23 protein-coding genes and 1 other RNA gene are annotated in these 25428 nt (G+C 30.5%); 11 read left to right on the forward strand and 13 right to left on the reverse strand.

The annotated features are described in order from the left end of the window. The first annotated feature begins 22 nt into the window (after positions 1-22). The 5 genes from uvrB (at position 23) to ssrA (ending at position 5995) form a co-directional block, all read left to right on the forward strand. Positions 23-2170 (forward strand): excinuclease ABC subunit UvrB, encoded by a 2148-nt coding sequence (uvrB, locus tag GW846_02115; GenBank protein ID NDK09549.1) that lies wholly within the window; start codon positions 23-25, stop codon positions 2168-2170. A 54-nt stretch (positions 2171-2224) separates the two neighbouring features. Further along, positions 2225-3337, forward strand: a complete 1113-nt coding sequence (locus tag GW846_02120) for a hypothetical protein (protein NDK09550.1) — start codon at positions 2225-2227, stop codon at positions 3335-3337. Position 3338: 1 nt separating this feature from the next. Continuing rightward, a complete protein-coding gene (locus tag GW846_02125) occupies positions 3339-4091 on the forward strand; it encodes a hypothetical protein (protein NDK09551.1) in 753 nt (250 codons plus the stop codon). 12 nt (positions 4092-4103) lie between these two features. Continuing rightward, a complete protein-coding gene (locus tag GW846_02130) occupies positions 4104-5489 on the forward strand; it encodes a DUF4116 domain-containing protein (GenBank protein ID NDK09552.1) in 1386 nt (461 codons plus the stop codon). Positions 5490-5554: 65 nt separating this feature from the next. After that, positions 5555-5995, forward strand: a transfer-messenger RNA (tmRNA) gene (gene ssrA, locus GW846_02135). On the opposite strand, the gene GW846_02140 is transcribed toward ssrA, so the two are convergent. The 6 genes from GW846_02140 to GW846_02165 all read right to left on the reverse strand — a co-directional run bounded on the left by GW846_02140 (position 5984) and on the right by GW846_02165 (position 13139). Further along, the gene (locus tag GW846_02140; protein NDK09553.1) at positions 5984-7699 is read right to left on the reverse strand and encodes a recombinase family protein; all 1716 of its coding nucleotides are present in this window, start codon (positions 7697-7699) and stop codon (positions 5984-5986) included. The genes ssrA and GW846_02140 overlap by 12 nt on opposite strands. A gap of 269 nt (positions 7700-7968) precedes the next feature. Continuing rightward, positions 7969-8955, reverse strand: coding sequence for a hypothetical protein (locus GW846_02145; GenBank protein NDK09554.1), 987 nt, complete (start codon positions 8953-8955; stop codon positions 7969-7971). A 6-nt stretch (positions 8956-8961) separates the two neighbouring features. Next, on the reverse strand, positions 8962-10062 hold the full coding sequence (locus tag GW846_02150; GenBank protein ID NDK09555.1) for an HNH endonuclease: 1101 nt from the start codon (positions 10060-10062) through the stop codon (positions 8962-8964). After that, positions 10055-11329 carry a DNA (cytosine-5-)-methyltransferase gene (dcm, locus tag GW846_02155; GenBank protein ID NDK09556.1) on the reverse strand — a complete coding sequence of 425 codons (1275 nt, stop codon included), beginning with the start codon at positions 11327-11329 and terminating at the stop codon, positions 10055-10057. Before dcm ends, GW846_02150 begins: the two co-directional genes overlap by 8 nt. A 307-nt stretch (positions 11330-11636) precedes the next feature. After that, a complete protein-coding gene (locus tag GW846_02160) occupies positions 11637-12443 on the reverse strand; it encodes a hypothetical protein (protein ID NDK09557.1) in 807 nt (268 codons plus the stop codon). A gap of 90 nt (positions 12444-12533) precedes the next feature. Then, the gene (locus GW846_02165) at positions 12534-13139 is read right to left on the reverse strand and encodes a hypothetical protein (protein ID NDK09558.1); all 606 of its coding nucleotides are present in this window, start codon (positions 13137-13139) and stop codon (positions 12534-12536) included. A gap of 505 nt (positions 13140-13644) precedes the next feature. On the opposite strand from GW846_02165, the gene GW846_02170 reads away from it, so the two are divergent. The 4 genes from GW846_02170 to GW846_02185 all read left to right on the forward strand — a co-directional run bounded on the left by GW846_02170 (position 13645) and on the right by GW846_02185 (position 17037). Next, on the forward strand, positions 13645-14196 hold the full coding sequence (locus tag GW846_02170) for an S-layer homology domain-containing protein (GenBank protein NDK09559.1): 552 nt from the start codon (positions 13645-13647) through the stop codon (positions 14194-14196). After that, positions 14160-14912, forward strand: a complete 753-nt coding sequence (locus GW846_02175; GenBank protein ID NDK09560.1) for a hypothetical protein — start codon at positions 14160-14162, stop codon at positions 14910-14912. Before GW846_02170 ends, GW846_02175 begins: the two co-directional genes overlap by 37 nt. 304 nt (positions 14913-15216) lie before the next feature. Further along, complete coding sequence (locus GW846_02180) at positions 15217-16182, forward strand: calcium/sodium antiporter (protein NDK09561.1); 966 nt, start codon at positions 15217-15219, stop codon at positions 16180-16182. A 156-nt stretch (positions 16183-16338) separates the two neighbouring features. Then, a complete protein-coding gene (locus tag GW846_02185; protein NDK09562.1) occupies positions 16339-17037 on the forward strand; it encodes a hypothetical protein in 699 nt (232 codons plus the stop codon). Between the two features lie 123 nt (positions 17038-17160). On the opposite strand, the gene GW846_02190 is transcribed toward GW846_02185, so the two are convergent. Together GW846_02190 and GW846_02195 are read right to left on the reverse strand one after the other, a co-directional pair. After that, positions 17161-18378 carry a DUF2334 domain-containing protein gene (locus GW846_02190; protein ID NDK09563.1) on the reverse strand — a complete coding sequence of 406 codons (1218 nt, stop codon included), beginning with the start codon at positions 18376-18378 and terminating at the stop codon, positions 17161-17163. 193 nt (positions 18379-18571) lie between these two features. Beyond that, a complete protein-coding gene (locus GW846_02195) occupies positions 18572-19594 on the reverse strand; it encodes a glycosyltransferase family 2 protein (protein ID NDK09564.1) in 1023 nt (340 codons plus the stop codon). A 319-nt stretch (positions 19595-19913) separates the two neighbouring features. Here GW846_02195 and GW846_02200 point away from each other — a divergent pair, with 319 nt between their 5' ends. Beyond that, positions 19914-20198: a DUF2945 domain-containing protein gene (locus GW846_02200; GenBank protein ID NDK09565.1), complete on the forward strand. Its 285-nt coding sequence runs from the start codon at positions 19914-19916 to the stop codon at positions 20196-20198. 56 nt (positions 20199-20254) lie between these two features. Here GW846_02200 and GW846_02205 read toward each other — a convergent pair whose 3' ends face one another. The 3 genes from GW846_02205 to GW846_02215 form a co-directional block, all read right to left on the reverse strand. Beyond that, positions 20255-20545, reverse strand: coding sequence for a hypothetical protein (locus GW846_02205; GenBank protein ID NDK09566.1), 291 nt, complete (start codon positions 20543-20545; stop codon positions 20255-20257). A gap of 76 nt (positions 20546-20621) precedes the next feature. Then, positions 20622-21809, reverse strand: a complete 1188-nt coding sequence (locus tag GW846_02210; GenBank protein NDK09567.1) for a PQQ-dependent sugar dehydrogenase — start codon at positions 21807-21809, stop codon at positions 20622-20624. An 82-nt stretch (positions 21810-21891) separates the two neighbouring features. Continuing rightward, positions 21892-22095 (reverse strand): cold shock domain-containing protein, encoded by a 204-nt coding sequence (locus GW846_02215; protein ID NDK09568.1) that lies wholly within the window; start codon positions 22093-22095, stop codon positions 21892-21894. 173 nt (positions 22096-22268) lie between these two features. Between GW846_02215 and GW846_02220 the strand changes: the two genes are divergently transcribed. Beyond that, a complete protein-coding gene (locus GW846_02220; protein NDK09569.1) occupies positions 22269-22568 on the forward strand; it encodes a hypothetical protein in 300 nt (99 codons plus the stop codon). 22 nt (positions 22569-22590) lie between these two features. Here the strand turns inward: GW846_02220 and GW846_02225 are convergent, their stop codons facing one another. Continuing rightward, positions 22591-23808 carry a hypothetical protein gene (locus GW846_02225; GenBank protein ID NDK09570.1) on the reverse strand — a complete coding sequence of 406 codons (1218 nt, stop codon included), beginning with the start codon at positions 23806-23808 and terminating at the stop codon, positions 22591-22593. 124 nt (positions 23809-23932) lie between these two features. Continuing rightward, a complete protein-coding gene (locus GW846_02230) occupies positions 23933-25411 on the reverse strand; it encodes a hypothetical protein (GenBank protein NDK09571.1) in 1479 nt (492 codons plus the stop codon). Positions 25412-25428 lie beyond the last annotated feature (17 nt).

Consider the following 25428-nt stretch of genomic DNA (forward strand, 5'->3'; position numbering starts at 1 on the left):
GGATATATTTTTTCAAAATGCTATGTCAAAAAATCTTTTTAATCTTAAAAGTAAATATTCTCCAGCCTGAGATCAAGCTTCTGCTATCAAATCACTCAAGGAATATATTGATGTCTGACATCAGTGGCAAACTCTCTGGTGAGTGACCTGAAGTGGGAAGACCTTTACAATGGCAAATGTGATACAACAACTCAAAAAACCAGCTCTGATTATCGCTCATAACAAGACGCTTGCAGCTCAACTCGCTCAAGAATTTAAAGAGTTTTTTCCTGATGCTGCAGTGCATTATTTTGTTTCGTATTATGATTATTATCAACCCGAAGCCTACGTCTCTAAAACAGATACCTATATCGAAAAAGAAGCAACGATTAACGAGGAAATAGATAGACTCCGGCATGCTGCGACTCAGGACTTACTTCGTCGAAAGGATGTTATCATAGTGGCATCAGTGAGTTGTATTTATGGTATTGGAGATATATCAAGCTACGTTGATCAAATATTTCAAATTAAAGTAGGGGAGAGTTATAGTATAGAGAGCTTACTCAAGAAACTCGTGAGTATACAGTTTACACGTGCGTGAGCAGATTTTGGGTCTGGGAACTTCATCGTTTCTGGAGATATTTTAGAGATTTGGCCTGCCAGTAAAGAGTTTGTGTATACTATTGAATTTTGGGGAGATGAAGTGAACCAGATATCTTCTCGACATCCTATATCGGGTCATGTATATGAAACACACGAATCAATTGAGATATTTCCAGCCAAACATACGGTAACTTCAGCAGGGACTCTTGAGCGAGTGGTTCCTCAAATTGAAGCTGATCTTAAAGAGCGTCTTGAGTATTTTCAAGAAACGCATCAGATCGTGAAATACGAACGACTCAAGGCAAAAGTAGAGTATGATATAGAGATGATGAAAGAAGTAGGGTATGTCAATGGGATAGAGAATTACTCGAGGTATCTAGACTGAAGAAATCCTGGTGATCCAGCTCAAACGCTTATTGATTATTTTCCAAAGGATTTTATTACCTTTATAGATGAGTCACATATGACTATTCCTCAAGTTGGAGGGATGTATGCAGGGGATAGAAGTAGAAAAGAAAATCTTGTTGAAAATGGATTTAGACTTCCATCAGCAATGGATAATAGACCACTCAAGTTTGACGAGTTTGAGCAAAAACTCTGACAAGTCATCGCAGTTTCAGCGACTCCGTGAAAATTTGAAATTCTCCACAGTTCAAAAACTCCTAAAATAGCAGAAACATTTTATGAATTTAGGCCAGCGAGTGGAGAAATCTGGAAATCTGAAGACAATAAGCGAATTGTTCCCCAGATGATACGACCAACAGGACTTCTTGATCCAAATATTATAGTGAAAGCTATGGATTTCATGGTAGATGATATTATGGAGAACTTGCAAATAGTAATTGCAGCAGGTCAGAGAATGCTAATAACAACGCTTACTAAAAAGAGTAGTGAGGAACTTACAGAGTATCTGAACGAAAATGGTATTAAAGTTCAATATCTCCACTCAGAAGTTGATACGTTAGAGCGACTTGAAATACTCAAAGAACTTCGTGAATGAAAAATAGATGTCATAGTTGGAGTGAATCTGTTGCGAGAAGGACTTGATCTTCCAGAAGTTTCAAAAATAGCGATACTGGATGCGGATAAACAAGGATTTCTACGAAGTGAATCAGCGCTGATTCAAATAATTGGTCGAGCTGCGAGAAATGTACATGGTGAAGTCACGATGTATGTCGAGCAAATACGAAACTATGAATCTAAAAAAGAAGAATATGAAGTTTTTGATGATAATCTGAGAATCCTCAATCAATGAAAATTTATAAATAATCAGTGACTTGTTATCTCTCAAGCTATGAAAAAAGCAATAGATCTCACCGTCTATAGACGATCGATTCAACACGCACACAATGTGAGAGTTGGTATGAATCCTGAAACGGTGTATAGTTCTATCAAAGAAATAGGAATAGCGAGTAATAAAAAGAAACGAGAGCTCGCGTGAGATCCTACGCTTATACCAAAAGAAATAAAACGACTGGAGCTTGAGATGGATATAGCTGCTGCAAATATGGAATATGAAAAAGCAGCAGAACTGAGAGATGCAATTCTTGATCTTAAAAATTCTAAAAAAACAGGGAAAAGACGTTAATATTTTACTCCTTTTTTCTTGCATTTTTTCCTGTCAATATGTTAGAATAAACGTATGGAAAACAAAAAATTTATTATATTCACTGATTTGAAGAATTTTACATATAAAAATTCTCTCTTAACAGATACGCAAATAGGCCAGATTCTTACGAAATTTGAGTCTATCATTACTTCTTCAGCAGAAGTGCATAATATTACACTTGTTAAGAGTATTGGGGATTCGTATTTAGCCCTCTCTGATAACGTAAACGATACGACTCTGTTCTCTCAGGAGATTGTGAAGGTGTCTCAAAAGTATGACACAACTCAGAAACTTGACCTAAAAAAGATTTCTCTTCGTGTTACTTTGACCTATGGGCATATCTCTGAACATATAAGTTTGAATCTCAAAGATTATTTTGGAGAGGCTATAAATATGGGCTCTAGAATTATGGATATCACTCCAGCTGGAAAGATATTTTGCAGTGAAGAAGTGAGGCACAAACTCCCAAGCGTAGTTTCTTCTACCTTTATTTGAGATTTTAGTTTTCACGGAAGTATTGAAAAAACGAGTATTTATTCACTTACTCCAGTGAGCGAACAAGAGCTTAATCACTTGCATCATAGTGAAAATACGGATTTTCAAAATTGTGATGATATTATATTTCGCGCTTCGTGTGTGGCTGCGGTACTTTCTATTCAACCTATTCCATTTTTAGAAAACTTTAATCTCATTGCGACGCACCTCTATATGATACTCAAAATCTCTGAGCGATTTGAATTAGAGGTGAATCTGAAAGAGAGTTCAAAAATATTTGCAGAACTTATTACTCCTCTTTGAGTTTCATTTTTTGCACTCCAATGAGCTGGAACAGCCGTAAAGATACTGCTCCCTTGATTTGGGTGACTTCTATTTGCACCAGTAAGTTTTGGAGTATCCTACGCACTGTGAAAAATATATGTAATGTACTTTTATTATAGAAGATCAGGAGAACAAATGACTCCAGAACTTATCAAAGAGCTTTTCAAGAAACATAAAAAAGACGGGGTTCAACTTGCTAAAAAAGAGAAAAATGAAATAATAAGAGTCTGAAAAAAATATAGCCATCAGATACTTTCTATACGTAAAGAAAAAAACTATGATCTTATTCAAAAAGACACCATAGATATGCTCCAATCTAAAAAATAATATGTGAGAAAAAAATAAAAAAATATCACTGTGCCTCTGAGGTGGAGGTGCGAGAGGTTATATACATATATGAGTTCTGAAATATTTGGAAGAGAACGAATATGAAATAGTCGAAGTTTCTGGTACATCTATTTGAGCTATAATTGGAGCTTGAATCGCAACTTGAATGAACTCAAGTGAAATTTATGATTTTATAGAGTCAGAATTTTCGTACAGAAAACTCATAGATTTTTCGTTTTCAAAAGGGATGATCTCAGGAGTAAGAATATTTAAAAAGTTGGCAGAAGTATATGGAAAAACTAAAGTATGTAGTACAAAAATACCACTCAAGATAATAGCCACCCGACTTGATGACTCTACGAAAGTTGTGTTTCACGACGAATCTATTGTAGATGCGGTACGAGCGAGTATGAGCGTACCTGGTATTTTTGCTCCCCATATTATAGATGGCAAGCATTATATGGATGGAATGCTCACTGAAAATCTTCCAATTTCAGTACTTGATTGAGATAATATAATTGCAGTATCCACAACTTTGACCCCAGATTTTACCACAAAATCTACCAAGAACTATCTCACAAAAGCCTGTAACATCTGATTTTTGCATAATGAAGAAATGTCTCTCAAAAATTGTAGCAAAACCGTACAACTTATTCGTCCAGAATATGATGATGTAGATTTTTTAGATTTTTATAAGTACAAACACTGTATGAAAATCGGATATGATGAAGCTAAAAGGATTTTAGGACAATAAAAAAATTAGCTTATGCAAAAATCTACTTCAAAAAATAAGTCTGAAAATCTCAGCACCATCGAACAAATTGATGAAATACTCTCTATGCGAGTGCTCCCAGAAATAGAGAATTCAGATATTAAAACTCAGATATCTCATGTACTTGCTAACTTTGGAAATACAGCTCACAAAAAACTCGCACTTGAGTATATTAAAAATAAAGATATAGCTCTCTATCAGTTTCTCCCATCAGTTTTACAACAAGATAGGGATATAGTACTAGAAATGGTACAAGTGAATGGTGATTTTTTACAATATGCTCCTGTGAGTATTCAAAAAGACAAGGAAATTGTTTCTGCGTCCTTTCAATCCTTACTCTCAAAAAATAAAAATATTTGAAGTATTATTCTATTTTTACAAAAGTATAGAGCATCAAAATCTCTCTATACTCATCTCATTTCTAGTATTACTCGAGACTCTGAAGATATTTTTTCTTCAAAACTTGAATCTCGTCTCTTTGACCTCTACACGTTAGAGTACAAAAGCTACTCTATACTTCTAGAATCTTGAGCATTTGAAATAGCATCATGAAATCTCGTACTATGATATTGACTCTGAAAATACCTATTTGCTCACCAAGAGGAATACGCTGCTTTGAAAGTTCATGAAAGAAATGAGTATATCTTAAAGCTTGCGCTTGAATTTCTTAATTTAGAGCAGAAGAATATGAGTGCAAAATCACTCTCTTTTCTCTCGATACTTCTTTGAACCATAACTTTCAAAAAAAATAAAAATACTACATCTGATGATATTGAAAATATTGTTGAATGAGATGAAACGCAAGAATTATCAAAAGACTTAGAAACTTATGATTATGATATTTTAGATCATTACAATAGTTCAAAAATCTGATGAATCTATAGAGTTTGGGAATCCAATCCACTTTTTGCAGTAACTCTCTTAAATGAGCAAGTAGCGAGTATGACTGAAAAAAGTTTAGAGAATTATATTTCATTTTCATATCAAATGTGAGCACTTTGACTCTGATTTTTACTCAAAAAACATAGTTTTAAAGTTATGATAGCCACTGATGTAGATTTCTTTGAGTGAGAGGGAATGACGGATGCAAGATTTCTTAAGTTTTTGAACACAATAGGGAGAAATATCTGAGTTCCAGAGAAAAACTATCAGCCAGAAGAGAGAGAAGATACACATCAAAAATCTCACAGGAGAAGTTTTAGGTCACTTGACGAGGCATTTCATACCTTTAGAGAAATAAAGTCCTCAGGAATGATAGAAGGAAGGGAAATCACGAGTCTCGAAAATTTGTGAGACAAATCAGTTGTGGAAACTGCTATGCTTCAACTATGACTCATTATACCTCCCTATTTTGAACTTGCCGTTGCCAAGTTTAGATAAGAGAGTCAAACTTTACATTTTAGTCTAAAAGCATATAATCTCTTCACTTCTATTTTGAAGTATATGGGGCTATTCTTGGTTTCTATTGGGAGAATTCGTCAGACTCCTATTGCTATCCGGGAGATGTTTGTGACTTCCGAAATCAACACATTCATCCTTAAACGGAACACGAATTGCTAAAGGTCTTGCTGCTTTCAAAGCTTCAACTACTCCTTCACTATCATTTGCATAGTGTAAAACGTGGCCTCTCTTAGGAGATGAGTGCGATTGCCTGCCACACCATTTATACAAACTTGCGTTTAGGAGACATTGTATGAATTATTTTAATCTAAACCGTGATTTGAGTATTTTAAAAATATTTTAGCTCTCGTCTCGCAACTCAAAACGTTTCTCTCTTCAGCTTTGTCTGTTTTCTCGTTTGAAGGGGAGTATCTAAAACAGACTATGATAGTAGACGTACGAGCTGGCCTCCCAAGACGTGGGTTCAAATCCCACTAGCTCCACCAAATAGGATTGAATAGAGTTTCGACTTCAGGTTTTACCTGTATTTGAAGCTCTTTTTTGCTGTTTATTTGTATGTTCAAAAACAATAATTTAGCAATTTTCCTCTTTTGAACATAACTAGCTTTTTTATAATAGCTTTGAGCATTGTTTAATATATCAATAAACACTTCAAGTTCTACTATCTCATTTCTCTCTCATTCATCGAGAGCTTCTATTTCTTTTCTGAGAAACTTTATTTTAGAATCATAATCATTTCTTGTAGCTTCATAGATACTTCTTTCCTCATTATCTGTTATTTTAGACATATTAGCTTGAATATATTTCTCTTTTCTTGTTTTAATACGTCCTATTTCAACTTGTTTCTTTTGTATTTTATCTTTAGTAGTGAGAGTTATATCCTCTAATTTAGTATTTATAGTAACTACATATTCATCAAACTGCTTTTTTGATACCTTAAAGCCTCATAGTACGTCGATAATCTTATTATCTATATCTTCTAACGAAACACTGAGTTTGTGACTCTTAGAGGCTGTATTTGCACATCTATAGTTTATTTGCGATGGACTTACTACATCTTGTAGTTTAAGAAGTTTTCATTTCTTATTTGCTTCATCAATTTTATCAAAGTATCTTTTCTTATTCGGAAGAGAAAAAGTAAAACCATAATTATCTTCTGTTTTTATAAAATCTATATCAAAAACTTTAATATCTTCATATATATCTTTTGTACGGCTTTTTTTAATAACAGTAGGATTTTTATAGTATCTCTCTTGTAGGACTTGAAATTGCTCTTCAGTAATAACAGGGGAGTAATACTTATTAGTCTCTCTTAAATCAGTGACGGTATCTCAATTTATAAACATTCCATAATAAAATTCATCTTGAAACATCTTATTGAGCATTGTTTTACTAATAGGTCTTTCTTCTCAAGCTTTTATATAATATCTAGTGTATCAATTTGCATCTAAGAAATCTTTTATTTTTGATTCTACTTCTCAATTTAGTTTCATATCAAAAGCCTCTTTAATAAGAGGGAAGTATTCAGCATGGGGTTCGTGAAATCCATCTTCGTTTTGAAAGTATCACGGCTTATGTCTTCCTATAGCTTTTCAAGAGGCTACCTTACTATCATTTCATCTTGTAATATCGTCACTGAGTTTATCACTATATTGTTTAGAGAATACAAACCATATTCAGAGCATCATTTTCCCACTTGCTGTATCTTCATAATGGAAGTTAGGGTATTTTACGGATAATACGGTTTTACTTTGCTCTCTATTGATTTTAAGCTTGTTTTGATCGAGTAAATCAATGATATCTCAAGCCTCAAGCATATTTCTTGCTTGTCTGTCAGGAGAGTAGCTTATGATTCCATTAATCTCTCAGCTTTTCACTTTCTTTATGAGGTTTTTCCATTTCGTTCGTTTTCATGGGACTTTTGCTGTTTCTTGCTCTTTTATAATGAATAAATGCCTTGTATCTTGAAAGGTCTTTCTATTTACTAAGTCAGCTTCATTATCCTCTTTATATACTTCAGATTCACTTTCAAAGAGTGAAAAATCTTTTGGCTTACTTACTATAGTCAGCCCCTCTCTTTCAGCATATGAAACGCAAGCTCGTATTTGGTCAGGTATTGACTGCTTTTGATTGTCTGAGCTTTCGTCAGTAGATTTCCTGCAATAAATTATATAGTTTATATCGCTCATATGTTCAAAATAGGTATAGGAATATATAATATATTTTACTCAATTTGAACATTTATACAATAAAAAAAGAGCTGATTACTCAGCTTCTTTCTCGTTTCTATCTATTTCTTGGAATATTCCAAGGAGTTCATAAAGAATCTCTCAGACAGAAGTGCTTTCACTATTTTGTGAAGACATAATCTCTTACTTCATCATAGGCTCTTTATAGTAAAAGAGTAGTTCTGATTTCAGTAATAAGTCCTATATGGTAGTAGGTAAATATATTATATTTACTCTTTGCCTCCTTTCAATTTTATCTTTTCTTTAATGCTATATTTATTGATTTTTCATTTATGAATATCAGTTTCAATTTTAGAGAAAGGATATTGTTTTTTTAAGTCTACAAACTTTGTATCGTCTCAATATATATTGATTTGTCACTCTATAAAGCTTATTTCTCATTTCTGCTTTTTTATCTTTATTTCATTATATTTTTCATCAAATACTTTATCTAGAATTAGACTTCTTTTCTCTTCTATTTCATCTAATATTTTTTTAAAGTCAGGTAGGATTCTTATTCAATACTTAGTATTTTCTTCATATACAGTTGAAAGCCCAGTTATTTCTATAAATCAAAGAAAGCTATAGCATATAACAAACTCCATAAATGAAATTTCTTGTTTCTTTTGAAACATTTCCTTACTTATTTCAAATTCATCTCATAAGACATTATACAGGTAAGATATAGTATTTATAATAATCTTCTTATCGTATCTATACTTAGAATCAATTAGGTCATTGTCATAATATGTAAAATAAATAGTTTCAAAAAATCCCTCTATATATCATTTATAAAAATCTTCATAAAATTTCTTATGGTTCATACATTTTGCAGGTATGATACAAACATTTTCTAAGTCTTTTTCTTTCAGCTTTATATATATATCATTTTGAAATAACTCTACTATATTATATTTTTCTATAGATTTATTACCTGTTAATTCAAAGTATCATAGTCAATAGAAATGAAAGTTTAGATAAAAGAAAACTAATTTATCTCTATTTGTTAAATTTAATCAAAAAAAATCTAGAAAATTGTATATTTCTGCTCAGCTATTAATATCCCATCAATTTTTGATGAAATTTGTAAATATAATATAGTGATATTGAGATTTTAGCATCACTCATACATCTTTTGAAGAGTAATGAGAATAGATTTGCTTGAGTTCTTCAAATCAGTCTTCAATATTTTTTAGAGCATCTTCTTTTGTTATCATAGCTTACTATAGTGTCAATTCATTGAAGTTGTCTTGAAAAACAAACTTTCTATGATAATCTAAGTATTTTTCTCGTTTCTCTGGAAATATTCTAACATTCCTTTTAATATTAGGATTAATATTTAATTTATCCCATGTGTATTTACTTAATAATGTTCAACATATTAAATCTCATTGATCTGTAAAAGTAATATAACCTTGGTCAAATAGCTTATCATAGGTAGGAGAAAATGCTAATCAATTTAAATAATCATTAGCTTCTATCATACTATTTTCATTAACGCAGGCTTTATATGGTTTTATATGACTTGCAATAAGTAATCTTTCATCCGATATCAAAGTGAATGGACATTGGGGCATATATTCAATGACCTCTTTTCTATATTTTTGTTGTCATTCTCTTGATTTTACTCTTTTAGTTTTTGTAATTTTTGTTTCCTCTTCTAATATCTCTTCACTAAACTCGGTAATTTTAGGATGAGTGATAGACCTGAAATTATAATCTAATAGGATTCTGAAGTAGTATAGAGGCTCAGTGCCATTGTTAGAATCAATAGGAATTAGCTTTAGTATAGATAAGTAACTAATTTTTGGTAGGATTATTTTCCTCCAAGTTTTCCATATATTATCATCTGAGCGAATATATCATCTGTCTCTTCAACTATCTAAGAAATCTGAAACATCATATATCTGAAATCAATTTACTTCAGATTCTAAATTATTAATTTCTTCAAAATATTGATTATAATTTTCAGAAATATTTTGATTGTAAAATTGTTCTTGTTGTTGATATTCAATTCTTGAGTCGTATAGATATTTTAATAAATTATTTTTACTAAAAAAACACTTATTTTGGATTTGAGTATACTCTCTTTCTCAGTCTTCATTTTTTCCTTGTCACCATTTTTTATATTCAAAAAAAGTGCTTAATCTATCTCAGCTATCTCATTTATAGCTTCCTACATATTTTCTAGCCTCTCAATTTCACTTGTATAGAGCAAGCTTGTTTTTTCTATGTATAAAACTATCTTCAGCTCTCAAATCTTGTATTGAATCAATAACATAGTAATCATTTCAGTCTATGCGTAATTTTTGATAATTAGTCATTTTTTTCAGAATACTTAGTAATATCTATTTCTAATAAGATAGCGATTAAAACGTCTACGACAATACTATTTCAAGCTTGCCTATACATTTGAGTATCACTTACATTTTGTTTGAAATCATCTCAGAATCACATTAGTCTCAAACATTCTCTAGGAGTAAGTTTCCTTATTTTTCATTTATTGTGAGTAACATAATTATCAACTCAAGCTCGATGCATTTTATGCATACTCTGTAAAAGTGGTCTTGCTACTTCTAGGTCAGTGGAATTATTATTTGTTCTAAAGTTTTTTGTTCAATAAGCCAAAACATATTTCTTAGTTTTTTCAGAAAGATAGTATTTCTCTTCAACCTCATTAATATTAAAAATAAAATCATCAAATCAACTTTCATTTGCCTCTTCAAATACAAAGTCTCAATGCCAATTATATTGTTGATTTGCCTTCTGACATATAGCTATATCTCAATTTATTTGTGTATATCTTTTTTTTCTATTCTTAGAACTTGTTACAAATTTAACTCATTTCTCTTTTAGGTAATATTTAGAATCAGTATAATCTTCTAAAAAATCCTGCATAGAATGTTCAAGTTTAATTGGAGCTGGAAAAGTAAAATCAACTTTATGGTCTTTAAATCATATTACGAATATTCGTTCTCTATGTTGAGGTATTCAGTAGTCTTTGGAGTTTAGAACTTTATAGCTATATTTATAGCCTAGTTCATCAAATGTAGCTTTCATAACCTCAAAGGTGTTTCACTTATCATGGTTAATAAGTCATTTAACATTCTCATATATAAATATTTTAGGCTGGCTCTCCTTTATTACCCTAGCAAACTCATAAAATAGAGTCCCTCTCGTATCATCAAATCACTTTCTTTTTCATACCATAGAAAATGATTGGCAGGGACTTCATCCAACTAGTAAATCAATTTTTCATTTATATTTCTTACCTTTAATGTCATTAACATCATCATACCATTGACTATCGTTTATACCATAATTAGTAAAGTAACTTTCTTTTACAAATTTATCTATATCACTTGCAAAAACAATTTCTGATTTTACTCAAAGCCTCTTAAATGAATGTTCAATTGCTCAGATTCAAGAAAACATTGTTGCAATTTTTATGTTGGCATTAGGGTTCGAAAGAGTATTATATCTCCAATCTTTATCTTTAGGTTGCTTTTTAAAATTAATTGGATAATTCTCAAGTGCAAATATTACCTTTTTTTTACTTTCTTTTATATTAGATGAAACAAGGGGGTTCATATTTGGATATATATCGTGTATAAAATTCTTCGGTACTATATATTGGATTTTGTAAAATTCAATATTAAATTTTATCTATTAAAATTTAGTATTATATTATTTATATAAATATACTAACATTTAGTGCAAAAACAATCCTAAAATTAGACTTTAACATACATTTAATTAGGTAACAATACTTTAATTTTACAGTCTTTTTACCTAACGTCTTATAACGATAATAATAGTAGTATAAATCAAGATATTATTAAAAATAGCTCTAAGTTAAATCGGGTCATCAAATAATTATTTATATTTTAGATTTTAATTAAATTCAGATATTTTTTTCAGTTTCTACTAATATTTTTCAGGGAACTAAAAGCTTAGGTATATATTGTAAAGCTAAAGGGTCTCTTTCTTTAAAATATCAAGTTCATTTCTCTGGAATCCATATATTATCTACATAATAGATAAAAGTTGGTAGTACATCATTTTCATATTGCTTACAGTCAAATTCTGTACCATTAGGAAACTTATGAGAGTACATCTTATATTTATTTGAAAATTCAGGATGATTCTTCTTTAAGTAATCAGAAAATAATCTTCATACTGAATTATCAGGTCTAATCTCTTTGTTATTTAAAGCCTTATTTGGTATTTGGTATCAAATTCTTTCAAATTGTCCATACAGTCTTATAAAGAGTTCAGAAATAACAGAAAAATAACCCCTTTCTGTTCTATCCCAGTTATCATTAAAACGTACTACAAAATTGGGAGTCTCAAGCCTATTAATTCAATAAGCTCAGGTTTTCCTTATGGATGGAATTACCTCTTTAGTCACCCATTTTCTAAATGTTTTCGCAGATTCTTTTCTACTTTTAAAAATCAAAGCATATAATCCACTTTCAGAAATGAGTTTCACATTACGTTCCTGACCTGACCTATGTAATACATAGTCCAGCTTTTCGTCTTCGTCTAATCATTGTATAGCTATGGTTGCATTTTGAATTTCAAGTAATTTACAAACGTCAATTGCAACAAACCAAATATCACCATCTATATTTATAGTTGTTAGATTTGCGAAATGTTTTTGGTCTTCTTCAAATTGAAAAAGTTGTATTTGTGCTGGACTCATATTTTATATTTATATAAATATTATAATAGTAATATAACGAGCTTTAAAGATTAATGAAAAGTTTTAACCGAAATCATTAGTCTGTAACTTTTACCATCATAAAAGACTACTCATATTTTCTACTTCTTCTCTTGAAGGCATTTTTTGCTTTAATTTAAGTATTCTCTGAGCTTTCTTTGTGAGTTTCCCATTTCTTACAGGGTATTTCATAGTTCTTCTTATAACTTCTATTTTTACAAAAGCATCTCACATCAAATATCACATATACCTGTATCTCTTACTTTTCTTTTGATCGTCGTAGCATAGATTAAGGGTCTTTCTACTCGCAAATATTCAATTCCCTTGTAGGTAGAGTATAGAGCATCTATTTTCTTTACAAGGACATAAGAACCACCATCTGACTCCTCAGTAATTACAAAGAGTAGATACAAGGGAGATTTTATAATCAAAAGACTTTTTTTCTCAATCTCTATTTGTTTGAGTGAAAGTAACTCTTATATATCAAGAAGTTTCTCATTTATTTACTTCTATTCATATATTTCAATTATCCTCTCATCATAGCTTCCAATAAAGCCCTCATTTTTTATAATCTACTCAAGCATCTAAGTATCAGTACTTTTTAAGAAATTTAATACTAAGAGTCTTTGAATAGTCTTCTACACTATCTCTTCACTGTCAGTAGTAATATCTTCACATGGTAAGGTTTTGTTAGGGTGTTATTTATCAATAAAGGTTAACATTAGTTAGCATTTGTTAGTAAGCAATTTGTAAGCATTTACTTTCTCTCTATTAACCGAAATCATTAGCCTGTAGGGAAGTGTTCATATATAGTTAGCTTATATATAAATACTATAGTTTTATTTGTACTACTATACTACTTCATATAAAAGCCTCTCTTCTCGGGAGAGCTTTCAAAGTATCTTCTCACTTCAGTCAAACTCACTTCTATAAAAAGCCATTAATCATTTAGCTACTCTAAGAGGACTTCTTTTCATAAAAGCCTCTATATGTTCAAAGTGTGAGCTATTGCTCCACCATATGATTTTTATCTCTTTCTCACAAGGAATGAGTCCGATAAATAAGCGAAAAAGTAGGTTTTCAAACCTGCTTTTTTATCGTATAGTAATTTCTGTTTTTTTAAGTAAGATATACATACTATAAACCACAGTGGAAAATAGCTTTATACTTTTTAATTATGATTATGAATAATATAATTAAGAAAATTGCTAGTACACTCAGTTTAACGACTCTTTTATTTTCAATTTTCTTAACAGTACATGCTGGAGTCTCTACAGAAACGGATGCTGCAAATTCGTTATCTTCTCTTTGAATCATTGTCGACCAATCGGGTACTCCCGAGGCATATAATTTAGGAGCTACTATTACGAGAAGAGAAATACTTAAGGTTATGATAAATATGTCTCTTGTACAAGTTTGAAATACTTGTACCGGAAAGTTTATTGATTTACCAGAATCTGATTGGGGATGTAAGTATGCAGAAGTTGCATTATCAAGAGGTTTTATTGCTCCCAATTCTTTCTTTAGACCAGATGATAGTGTATCAAAAGCAGAAGCATTGAAAATGATTTTTCAATCGAGAGGTCTTTCTAAAGATTATTCGTATGAGGATTGGAGAGTTTGATATATAGCAGCAGCTATACAAAATAGAGTATTGGATAAACTCTATACAGATTATAATACCGCTTGAACTCGAGGATGAATTTTTCTCTCTGATCTAATGCTATTGATATAACACCAGATTTACAAACTGCTTGTATAGATGAAGTGTGAGGTATTCCTGTGATTACTTCTATTTCTGCCTATTCAGGTACTATTGATGCAAAACTTACCATAAAGGGCTGTAACTTCTCAGGTTTTGAATGAGATAAAAATGCTTGGATTGAAGATAATCAAGGGATTAAATGAATTATATATTGAGATTCATCATCAACTTCAAATATTCTCCACATTACTTTACAATCTCCCTTATGTCAAAGCGACACTTCATATAGTGGTCTCACCTGTAGCACTTGGTTTACTTTAATCCCATGAGAATATAAAATTTATACCTCACCATGGGGAAAGCAGAGTAATATAATCGGCTTTACTGTACTAGATCCTCAATACATAATCCCAGAAATTTCTTATCAAGATGTTATGGATTATGTAAATCAACATATTACAGAAATCATCACTCCGTATTCTTCTATTTTACCAGTAAATGGTACATGGTTTGCTGACTGATATGGTTTTACATCAACTCATCATGCTTACGTGGATTATGAAGACTGACACAATTTGTATAGAGCATTATTAAATTGTGATACCATAGATTCCACGATTTCATGTAATCCTTTAGCAATATTTGAAAAACAATCTTCATCATGGATAGTAATCCAAGGAGAAGATACTCAAAAAGATAATCCTATAGTCTATCAACATACCTTAGATTATGTATGGGAAAGATAAAACTTTAATTTTTTTTACAGTAAAAGGTCGGCAATACTGCCGACCTTTTTGTTACAAAGCGAAAAGTTTCAAGGACGAGGGACAAGACCTTTGAGATACAATGTCTCAATCAGACCTTTTCCTTTGTGCTGAGTATCGGCCATATTAAATCCTCCTGTTTTGTCTGTGATAATTAGAAATATCTGTAAAATAATAGCATATTTTTTTAATGAGTACGAATATTAAAACATTAGGTATTTAATCGAATTTTTGCATTTCATTATCAGTTTGATATACTTCGTGAGTTATTTTTTTTACGTATTTTATGCTTACATATATTCTATTTTTTGTCGGATTTTTTATACTTATTAAGGGGGCAGATGTACTGGTTTCTGGGGCTTCTTCTATTGCATTACGTTATAAAATACCAGCTATAGTAGTTTGACTGACGATTGTCGCATTTGGAACGTCAGCTCCTGAATTTGCGGTAAATATATTCTCAGCGCTTCAATGAAAAACAGACTTAGCTATAGGAAATATTATTGGAAGTAATATAGCAAATATTTTGCTTATACTGTGAGTAGCTGCTTGTATTTATCCACTCAAAGCTATTAAATCAACCGTTTGGAAAGAAATTCCTTTTGCCTTACTGGCTATTATTATAGTATCTATTGTTGCAAATGACGTATTTGTAGATGGATGAAGCTGAAATATTATTTCTCGTATTGATGGATTCATTCTCTTAACATTTTTTGTAGTATTTTTAGTGTATACTTTTTGAATCGCAAAAAATAGTCCAGAGGAAGTCAATCCTGAGAATATAGATATTCTCCCTGTTTGGAAATCTTCAATTTATATAGCTCTAGGACTCATAGGTCTGACACTTGGGGGGAAATGGATAGTAGATTGAGCAGTGCAGTTGGCTACCCTCATTTGAATGAGTGAAGCAGTCATCTGACTCACCGTAGTAGCGGTGTGAACAAGTCTTCCAGAACTTGCAACTTCCGTTGTAGCAGCTCTCAAGAAACAAACAGATATTGCAATTGGTAACGTTATTGGGAGTAATATATTTAATGTATTTTGGATACTAGGAATCACAGCAGTTGTGCAACCACTTCCTTTTCAAATGACTTCAAATCTTGATGTATTTATGAATATATTTGTCACTATTGTACTCTTTGGGTTTATGTTCGTATGAAAAAAATATGTCATAGAAAAATGGCAGTGAATAGTGATGATTCTAACTTACTTTATGTACATTACGTTTATTATAGTGCAAAATTTAACTTAAAAATATTAATTATTAATTTTTGTAAAAGAATATAGTGTAAAAATTTATTGGTATTTTTTATTTTAAAAGAAAATAATTTACTCTATTTTATAAGGTATAAAATGTTTTAAAAATAAAAAAAAAGAGTAAAATATAGTATTATAATTAATTAGAAAAATGTTAAAAATCATAAAATTTATTTTTATACTATTTTTATCTTGAATCTTATTTCAAAATACTTTTTCATCATCAGTTCAAACGAGCGACTATAATGATTTAGTCAGAAAAGTAACTAATAAAATTATTCTTTTAGGAAGAGAAAATAATTTAAATCTTGAAGTTATAGTAAGTCGTATAGATGTACTTTTAAATAATAAAGCATATACAAGTGAATTTAAAAATTTTGTTATTGATGTTAATGAAGCATTAAAAGTCAGATCCTGTAATAATTACTATCCAACACATAATAATATAACTGCTTCAGTATTTTGGATATGAGAAGAGGCTAATTCATCAAATGCATATATTACAAATAATGTGAGTGCTTGGGATGTAAGATGGGTAGAACATTTGGAACAAGGAATTGAAAATACTTACTATTTTGCATTGCCATATAATGACTTTGGTGACAACTGAGTGAGAAAAGCTAATAGTAAAGACATTCCTTGGTATAAATCAAAAGAATGGAAAAATAATGAATCCATAGTAAAAAATAGATGGGTCAAAATAAGTCATAATTGAAAAACCGTCTTTGCTCAATGGGAGGATGTAGGTCCATTAAGCACGGATGATGTAAACTACGTATTTTGAAATTCTGAGCCAAAAAATACTTTTTGATTACAAGCATGAATAGATTTATCACCTCATGCTTCTTAATATTTAGGTATAAATAGTAGTTGATTGGTAGATTGGAGTTTTGTTCCTGAATATTGTGTTTGGAAATGACCATGGCTTGAAACAATAACGAATACAGATATTACATGGAAATAAATAATTCTCTTAATACTTAGGTGAAGAAATAGTATCTATGGCTTCATTATTAAGTCTAGTTAACAACTTTTCGGTATATTTATCATATTGAGCTCTGTCTTGGCTATAATAAAAAACAATGCTTTCTTTAAAAGTCTTTACTCAAGCTTTTTCGAAATAGATCTTATATGTGTTTTCTCATTCTTGCAAATTTCAAAAATGAGTATTTAATTTATACGTAAATTTTCTATCTCAGGATTTAAATGCAGCCAATTGATATTCATTTATATAAACATTTTCAACATTATCTTCGCTTATATTTCACTGTAAAATAAGATATTTAGCAGAGATATAATTATAGTTATTAATCCATCTGGGGATACTAATTAATTTAGATTTTTTTAAGTAATTTTTTTTTGTGATTTCATTATTAATAATTTCTGTTCAGCTGCTAGTTACATCGTTACTCACGACTGGTAATATATTTTTTTTATCTTTTTTTATTTCAGAATCATAAAAGACATCTTCTCATCACGTCTTTCTTATAAAATTATAATAATCATGCATAGTTGTAAAGGCAAATCATTCACTTTCCAATTTATCTAACAATTCAATATATCTCTTATATTTTATGGGATCTTCTTCTCCATCTTCCCCTATATAATCTTGTGGATGTAGCATGATAATAGAAAATCATTTGAGCTCTGCATCTGATTTAGATGCATCAATTACTACATCTACTGGATTTAATGTATCTGTATCAAAATTAAAACTCGTTGCTGAATAGTCAAATAAACCGTCTCATTCTCATGAAATAATATTAAAGTTATTTTTTTTTGCAGCTTCCACGGTTCAAGTAGAATATTTATTTTCTGGAGGAATAAAAGTAATAATCTCATGATTTGAGATTTTATTTAATATTTCAAGTCATTGATTGAGTTTTTTGTTTGCAACACTTTCGGGTAAATCTTCAAACTCTGCAATATCTGATCTATGACTAAAACCATGCTGAGCTATTTCAATGCTACACTTATTTTGCCTAAGATATCTTGTCATTTCTGGATCTTCAGTAAGGTTAAGTGGTATTATACCTACAGTATATGGCATTTTTCTACTGATTCACTCATTTAACATCTTGATTGTAAGTTCCTTTAGATAATATGATTGAACATCATCTAATCGGAGGATAATATATTTTTTATTTGGATCAATATCTTCATTCCTTGCACAAAAGTGTAAATTTTGCATATATTGAATATTTCAATCTTTTAAGCTTCTACTAGATATAAAAATAAATCCATTAAATAAGAAAGTAAATACTAATAAAATTATGATAAATTGCATTGGTTTTTTAATAATCCAATGAACTATTAATATTATTGAATGATATATAAGTGATAGAGCTCAATTGAAATTCATAATAATTTAAATTAGTACTAAATTACATTTTTCTTCTTTGTGGCTTAAACCAAATTAAAATTTTTTGATTTCTAATTATTTGCTTATAAAATTCTGATAAAAAAATATAAGAATTAATAGTTGTTGGAATGATTAAAAAGAATGAATAAAAAAATAAATCAATTCTTTTTCTTGTTATGGCTCCATATATTCCTAATGATATCGAATATATAAAGAAGAGTAATAATAATACTAGATATAATCTTAAATTTATAAAAGGTAATATAAATATTATTATAGAATAAATAATTCATTCTAAATACAAAATAGCTATTTCAAATATAAATGGCAATTTATTAACGTTTGGGACATGTTTTCTTAAATTTTGCCATCATCATCCAGCCCATCTGCGTAACTGATGAATATATTGATAAATTGTATTTGGATCTTGGGTGTAAACGATTGCATGTTTATTAAAATTGATATATCTACTTTTCTTGTAATTGTTAATTTTATAAGAAAAATCTAAATCTTCAGCTATCGTATCATGATCAAAAGTTATATGTTTTTTAAAAAATTTTGTTTTGTAAGCTGTACAGCATCAGGGAAGTATAAGAATAGAATTTACATGAGATTGGGCTGATTTATGTAAATCTTGTCATATAATATATTCAAGCTCTCTACAGGCTGTTAGCCAATTATTTTTTATACTTTTAACATAGCCACATACAGCAACTATTTTTCTATCAATTCTAAAGGATTTTTCTATCTCTTTCACAAAATTTATATCTAGTATCGTATCAGCATCCGTCGCTATAAAAACTTTATCTTTTATCTGTTTTAATCCAACTTGTTGAGCAATACTTTTATTTCACGTATTTTTACTTAAATGTAATACAGTTATGGTGTCTCAGAATGAATCTAATATTTCACCTGTTTTATCAGTACTTCAGTCATCCACTACTATTATATGATGCGCTTTCTTTGTTTGATGTAAACAAGATAAAACACTATCTTTAATAGTTTGTTCTTCATTGTATGCTGGAATCAATATTGTAATTTTCATTCTTGTAATAGTTACATTCAAATAAAAATATGTTATGCGGAGTATGTATTTAGCCCGTATTCTCGAATTTTAGTAACTCATTTAATAAATCAGAAAACAAAAAAAACAAAAATTGAAATATTCTTTGTTCATAGAGCACTACGTTATGACTCAAAATAAAGTTTAGAGATTACAATCTCACATTTATATTAAACTAACTAGCAATAATTTGTTCTTAATTATAATAATAATTTTAAAATAATCTATTTCATTTATTATTTTCACTTCTCATACATCTCTTGCTTATATTTAAAGTATTATATTTTTTAATACAACATATATGAAAAATTTACAAAAAGGGGAGTATGTGAATTGGATGAGACATGATAATGAAAAAATGAGAGGGAGAATCGTAGATGTATTTATAGAAGAATTTACCCGAACAATAGAAGGACAAGAATTTCACAGAAATCCAACTATTGATGCTCCAGCATATCTTATAGAACAAGATTCTGGAGAAGAATTTATACTTTCTCATAATGAGCTCGTCGAAGCCGATGATCAAGATGATCATAGTGATGACAATCCTCATGTGAGAATGAAAGATAAAAAGCATACATATTAAAAAACTACATAAAAAAATACTTTCAATATTGAAAGTATTTTTTTATGTATGAAATATTATAATATATCAGTCATCTCACCAGTGTGATTAGGATTTGTATCGAGTTTAAATGATCTAATTTTATCATTATCAACTTCGTTTTCATCGTAATCTACATCTTCAGCAATTTCTTTTGTTTTTTCCATTGCTTCATCATGAGTCATTCCATATTTTTCCATGAGTAGGTGAGCCATCTTATCATACCATCCCTCAGTTGCATGAAGTTCGTCATGATTGATTTCAGGATATTCTTCTTGAACTCTTTTTGAATATGTATTCCATTTTCAATTATTTGTAGTGTGCGACATAAGTAATAATTAATAAATAAAGCATATATATTTTATACTTAAAATGTATGACATTAGTAAGTTACTATTTAAATTATTATTTAATACTGACTTTATATATTATATCTTTTCACGGTCAAATACTCCCTCTTCCATCAGCGTTCGTAGTCATGAGATACAGATTATTATCGGGTCACTCTATTATATTTCTGAGTCTTCCATATTCTCACTCAAACCACCTCTCTTCGTTAATGAGTTTATACGTTTCTTGAGAATTCTCGATATCAAGTTTGACGAGTGTTTCTGAGTTCATCGTTGCAACATAGAGACTTTCATTCCAAAATACCATTCATCCTGGAGGTGTTGCTGTATCAGGCCAATAGGCAAGAGGATTAGGAAATCATTGGTCAGGTCCATAAGCTTCAGGCCACCCGTAGTTTGTTCAAGCTGTGATATAATCTACTCGATCCTTTGCCGTGAGTCCAAACTCTCCACTTGGTCCATGCGTTGACATAAATAAGTCTCATGCTTCGTTCCAAGCGAGTCCTTGGGGATTCCGGTGACCATATGAATAAACTGGTGAGTTTTCAAATGGATTGTCGTTTGGAATGCTTCAGTCAGAATTAATTCTGAGTATTTTTCCAGCGAGGGAATTGAGGTCTTGAGCTAAATCAGGATTAGTAGCATCTCAAGTAGTGATATAGAGCTTATCATCTGGACCAAACTTGATTCTTCCTCAATCATGATATTTCGCAGCAGGAATATTATCAATGAGTATTTTATTGATTTCTAATTCTCCAGCAGAATTTTCTTTGAGTCTTACTACTTTTGTAATATATCAGTCGATATTGGTATCTTTGTCTGTTCCATACATCGTATAAAGAAATCAATTATTTTCATAATTTGGGTCTTTTTCAAGTCACATAAGTCCTCACTCTCAAAACTCTGTACTTGGAGCTTCCCAGTATGGATCACTCTGAAGGACTCAATTTTTTATAATAGATATTACTCATCTTCTTTGAGTGACAAGAGCTGTATCACTATCAACAAATACGAGTTCCCAAGGTGTATCAAGTCATTCTATCCATGGACTTATAGTAATATCGTCTTGGTTTACACTTTTATTTTCTTCTTGTAAGTTTCACTTATTTTCGTTAATTCCTTTATTTTCAATCTCTCAGCTTCCATTGCTTTTCGTACTAACTGATTTTTCCGGGTCATTATTATTACATCAAGTAATAAATATTATACTAGCAAGTAAAAATACACTCATAAGATATTTCATAATATTTGTTTAGAAAGTATATATGTAAGCATACAAAAAAGGCATTGAATTTCAATGCCTTTTTTGTATTTTCGGGTGAAAATTAATCTTGAACAACTTCTACATTGAGAGCTTGTTCTTTACCGTTATTTCCTTCACCAACTTCGTATCGAACTGTCATCCCTTCTTGAAGAGAGTCAAATTCCATTCCTACTAAGTTCTTAGCGTGAAAAAACATATCACCTGATTGTCCTTCTGCAGTTATGAAACCAAAACCTGCTTTGAGAACCTTTATTGTACCTTCCATATTTATAGAGTCAAAAAATTAAATGTGTATCAATTAAAATTTTACTCTTAACTAATCGAGCATTATTCTAATATTTTTCATTTAAAATGCAAAAGATAATGGAAAAAAATTGATTTATCTTAAAAAAAATACATAATCTCGTATACTAAATATAGCAATTAATAATACTTGAAATGGCAAAAACGTATATAGATGGGACGAGCTGCAAGGCTGTAAATGGACAATTTTGAGAATTTTTCAATATTTCGGTAAATATTGAAAAACTTCAAGCATTCGCAAATGAAAAATGATACGTAAATATGACGATGAGCAAGAGAAAAGAACCAGGACAATATGGAGATACTCATTATTTCACTCTTAATGAATGGTCACCAGAGTCGAGAGACAATGAAAATTCAAATAATAATTCTGGAAATTCTCAAAGTAATAACTCAAATACAGATGAAGTATCAGTTGAAGATCTTCCATTCTAGATAATAATAAAAAAAGTAAGACCTAAGTCTTACTTTTTTGAATACTTTCTATAATTACAGTTCTGTAATCCATAGCTTTCCATTTTCTAAGCCATTCAATAGTCTGATACTCATGATATCATGTGTTGGTGTCCCAAACTCTCACATGACTGGGATTAGTTATATCTCACTTCCATCCTAAGAGTATAAAAGCGTGTTGACCATCAAGTCATTCATGAGAAATATATTCCCCAACTTCATTTACATACGACCAATTAAGAGTTCTGTCTTGTAAGACATTATAACATTCATTTTTACCACTTATTTCTCAATTTCGTGCTTTTGAATTAGTTATACTGAGATTTGATATATCACCATCTTCATATTTTGGAATGGTACACCAGTCTCACCAAAGTTGTACCATATTTCCAGAAGCCAGTTCTGTTAATATTTGAGTGAGTTGCTCTGTTTCTCAATAATTCTCAGTGTGGTTCTCTCAATTTATAATATTAGTTTTAAATCAATAGTCGTTATACACTCATGCTATTGGAGCTTCATAAACACCATATCAAGTCATAAGTTTTTGTTTCGCTGTCACTCAAGATGTTGAGTTGATATATCCTACAAATCACTTATTTGGGTTTCACCAAACAGTTCATACGTCACGCTTTACTGGAAGTTTGTTGTAAAAATCACTTTTTCAAAGCTTTTCTATTACTGATAACTCTGTTACTTTGCTACTCATTAAATATGATAGTACATCTGAGGTAGCTGATGATTCACATGAGAGAGATCTTTCCTGGAGTCGATGATAGGGCATTTTAGAAAAAATGTTGTAATCTTTTATATTTGAAAAATCCGATGATGAACGTTGAGAAATGAGGGATGTAGTGGACTCCTGTTTGATATTAATATCAACCAAGATTTTTCTTTGAATATTTTTATAAGCAACAGAAATGACTCACGTTCCACTATGATCTCAGTTTGGACTCTCAAATTGTAAAACTTTTCAATTTTTATTGAGCTTAGTTTGTGTTTGAGATTCAAAATCAATGATAAGTTCCCCTGTATCAAAAAGCTCTTCTACTTCTGAATATCGAGAAAAATCTATAAATCTAAGCTCAGATTCTTTAATACTTAAAGTTCCAGCTATACTAGCAGCATATGATGATGACATGCTTAAAAGTAATCATAGAAATAAGAGGGAACTCATAAGAATTTTGTGAAACATGTGTGTTGAAGCTAGGATTAATATATTCATAAATATAACTAAAAATTTTATATAATGAAATTTATAATTTAGATAAAAATCATACTCATACAGTATTTATACGAAAAAAAAAGAAACACCGTAAAGTGTTTCTTTTTTTAATAATTAACTGTAATTATTTAGTTTCTGCAAATTTTTCAGGAAATTGCATAGTTATACCCATAGCAAGTAAATTAGCTATTCCACTAATTTGTTCATCTGCTTGAGTTTGAAGTTCATATGCAGTAGCATAGTCACCTTTATCAAATGCTTCCATAGATTCAAGTAAGAGTCTAGCATGTTCACCTGAACCAGCTACAACTGTAGATTTCATAATAAATGGTACTGCTCCTGAGAAGAAGTCTCCTATAGATTGTTGATAATCTTTAAGATTTGCTATTCCTAATGCAGTTAATTCTGCATCATCTGTAGCTAATCCTGTTGTATGTTGAGCAAAGAATCCAATATGGTCTCTCCAAATTTTGAGAAATGCAGCTTCTGCATCTGCTCCATATACTGAACCAACTGTTGCAGCAAGTTCTACTGTATTAACATCTAAAGCAGCAAGAGATTCATCAAAATCTTCTGTACCACTATAAGCATTTCTAAGTACATTAAGCGAGACATTTACATGTTCTCGAAGTAAGTCATTGAGCTCTAATCTTAAGACAGCAGCTTTACTTGTAAGAGCTTTAGATTGATCTTCAACGTTATATGTACTGAATTTAGCTGGAAATTGTGCAACTATTCCTTTTGATAGTAAATCAGCTACTCATTCAATTTGTGTATCAGCTTCAGCTTGTAATCTATATGCCTCAGCATAATCACCTTTATCATATGCTTTCATTGAATCACCAAGTAATTTAGCATGAACCCCTGAACCGGCAACGATTGTTTCTTTCATAACTAATGGAATAGCTCCAGAGAAGAAATCTGAAATATCATCTTGATATTGAACGAGATCTCTTTCTGCTTTTGCTACTATTTCATCGTCATTTGTTTTAAGGCCAGTAGTTTGGTCTGCGAAGAATCCAATATGTGCTCTCCAAATTTCTAAAAATCTAGCTTCAGCTTCAGCTCCATAGACTGAACCAATGGTAGCTCCAAGATCAGCAGTATTATCGTCAAGTTCTTTAAGTGAAGCTCCAAGCTCTGCATTTCCATCATACGCACTTCGTAATACATTAAGAGATAAGTTTACGTGTTCTTTCAGTAAACTTTGAAGTGTAACATTGAGGTCAACTGCAGCACTTTGTCCAGAGTTAACTGTCATATCAAAGTTATCTAGTTCGATATCAATATATGTTAATGCATTAACGAGTCTATCTCTTTGGGACTTAGTAGCAGAAATTTCTTTTCATTTTGAATCCTTTATTTTAGTAGCAGAATTACCTTTAGATTGTGATAGTTTGAGAACAAGCTCAGATATTCTATCATTCATCTTCATTCTTTTTTCTAGATCATATCCAGCGTACTTAGCAACAAACTTTTCTGATATTTTTAGAGTTTGTTGGTCAAGATTTGCTCAATGGTCAGCAAAAGTTACAGATGGACTGAGTGATACTGCAAATGCAGCAGCTAATAATCCAGATACTATTTTTTTCTTTGTATTCATAATGTTTTTTTATTAGG

This window comes from Candidatus Gracilibacteria bacterium (genome assembly GCA_010119145.1).
Lineage (GTDB): Bacteria > Patescibacteriota > Gracilibacteria > BD1-5 > UBA6164 > JAACSU01.